Source organism: Mesorhizobium sp. M7A.F.Ca.CA.002.15.2.1 (assembly GCF_003998715.1).
Lineage (GTDB): Bacteria > Pseudomonadota > Alphaproteobacteria > Rhizobiales > Rhizobiaceae > Mesorhizobium > Mesorhizobium ciceri.
In genome coordinates this window covers 1-2,056 of sequence record NZ_RZPI01000859.1, presented here as the reverse complement: position 1 = coordinate 2,056, position 2,056 = coordinate 1, and the positions used below count along the sequence as shown (strand labels likewise).

Sequence of the window (2,056 nt, the reverse complement as noted above, 5' to 3'; positions counted from 1 at the left end):
ACTGCCCTACTGCCCTACTGCCCTACTGCCCTACTGCCCTACTGCCCTACTGCCCTACTGCCTTATTTCCCGCAGTGATGATCGTTGATCTTGTTCAATGCATTCGCGTCGGGTCCAACGCGATGGTAGGAGCACGCGCCAGCCGCCGTCGTCACCAACTGCTGATCGTAGTAGTGCGGGCCGCCGAACAGGATATCGATGAGATCGCCTTCGGCGGGAACGTAGCGTTCGGAGTGGACCCGGCGGTCGTAATGCCGGTCGCCAGCCAAGGCCGGGGCGCAAAGACTCGCGCCCGTAGCAACCGCGAGAGCTAGGATCGCAACGCATTTCGTGGTCATCGGCACACCCTTCTGGCCATTCCGGAATCGCACCATACATCCAAAACCGCCAGCCGGACAAAAGTTCCGAGAAGACCGCGATAGGCTCTTGCCGAAGCCTGCGGCCTCGCTCATCCATGGTGCGTGGAAATGTGGGATCCGTGATGACCGACGCCAGCCTTCACCTCGTCGAAGCGACGATCGACCAACTGCGCCGCGCGCTCGATCACGGCACCGTCACCAGCGTCGAACTGGTCGGGGCGTATCTCAGGCGCATCGCGCATTTCGACCGGCACGGCATCAGCCTCAATGCCGTCCCAGTGCTCAACCCTGACATGTTTGAGCAGGCGGCGGCCTCCGACCAGCGGCGCCGCAACGGCGCCGTGCTCGGACCGCTCGACGGCATCCCCTACACCGCCAAGGACAGCTACAAGGTTGCAGGCCTGACGGTGGCCGCCGGCTCGCCGGCCTTCGAGCATCTCATTGCCAATGAGGATGCCTTCACCATAGCCCGGCTGCGCGCCGGCGGTGCGGTGCTGATCGGGCTGACCAACATGCCGCCAATGGCCAATGGCGGCATGCAGCGCGGCGTCTATGGCCGCGCCGAAAGTCCGTACAATGGCGATTATCTCACCGCCGCCTTCGCATCGGGTTCGTCCAATGGCTCCGGCACGGCGACAGCGGCCAGCTTCTGCGCCTTCGGGCTTGGCGAGGAAACCTGGTCGTCCGGCCGCGCGCCGGCCACCAACAATGCGCTGGTCGCCTACACGCCGTCGCGCGGCGTCATTTCTGTGCGCGGCAACTGGCCCCTGGTGCCGACCATGGATGTCGTCGTGCCGCATACGCGCAGCGTGGCCGACATGCTCGAACTGCTCGATGTGATCGTCGCCGACGATCCCGAGGCGCGAGGCGATTTCTGGCGCGCGCAGCCTTGGGTCAAGCTGCCGAAAAGCTCCGATGTGCGGCCGCCCCGTTATACCGATCTCGCACTGGCGGGGTCGTTGAAAGGCAAGCGCCTGGGCGTGCCCAGAATGTATATCGGCCGCGACAGCGAGGCCGATGCGCCGATCGAAACCCGCGCCTCGGTGCTTGCCCTGTGGGAGCAGGCAGCGGCCGATCTCAAGCGGCTTGGCGCCGAGGTGATCGAGGTCGATTTCCCCGTCGTCTCCAACTACGAGCGCGACCGCCCCGGGGCGCGCACCATGGTCGAGCGCGGGCTGGTGCCGCAGGACTTCGCCGAGCGCGAACTCTGGGATCTCAGCATCTGGGGCTGGGACGACTTTTTGCGCGCCAATGCCGACCCGGCCGTGCCCGATCTCGTCTCCGTCGACGGCCCAAAGATCTTCCCGCAGCCGCCCGGCACGCTGCCCGACCGCTATGAGGGCGGCTTCGATCTGAGAGAATATGTGGAACGGGCGCGGTCCGGCGTCACGCCGTTCGCAGACATTCCAACGCTGGAAGACGGACTGAAGGGCCTCGAAGCAACAAGGCGGATCGATTTCGAGGTCTGGCTGGACGGCCAAGACATCGACGCCGTGGTGCTGCCCGCCGCCGCCGATGTCGGACCGGCCGATGCAGACATCGACGAGGCGTCCGCCGTCCTTGCCTGGCGCAATGGCACCTGGGTCGCCAACGGCAATCTGGTCTGGCGCCATTTTGGCATCCCGACCGTCACCGTGCCGATGGGAACCATGGCCGATATCGGCATGCCGGTCGGCCTGACCTTCGCCGGCAAGGCC

General features: G+C 65.6%; 2 protein-coding genes. One reads left to right on the top strand and one right to left on the bottom strand.

All coding sequences use genetic code 11. The features are described 5' to 3' along the window. Nucleotides 1–62 precede the first annotated feature (62 nt). Nucleotides 63–338, bottom strand: a complete 276-nt coding sequence (locus ENZ74_RS30335) for a hypothetical protein (protein ID WP_024503933.1) — start codon at nucleotides 336–338, stop codon at nucleotides 63–65. A gap of 143 nt (nucleotides 339–481) precedes the next feature. On the opposite strand from ENZ74_RS30335, the gene ENZ74_RS30330 reads away from it, so the two are divergent. Then, nucleotides 482–2,056, top strand: a 1,575-nt coding sequence (locus ENZ74_RS30330) for an amidase (protein WP_127313235.1), incomplete at its 3' end; no start/stop codon positions are given.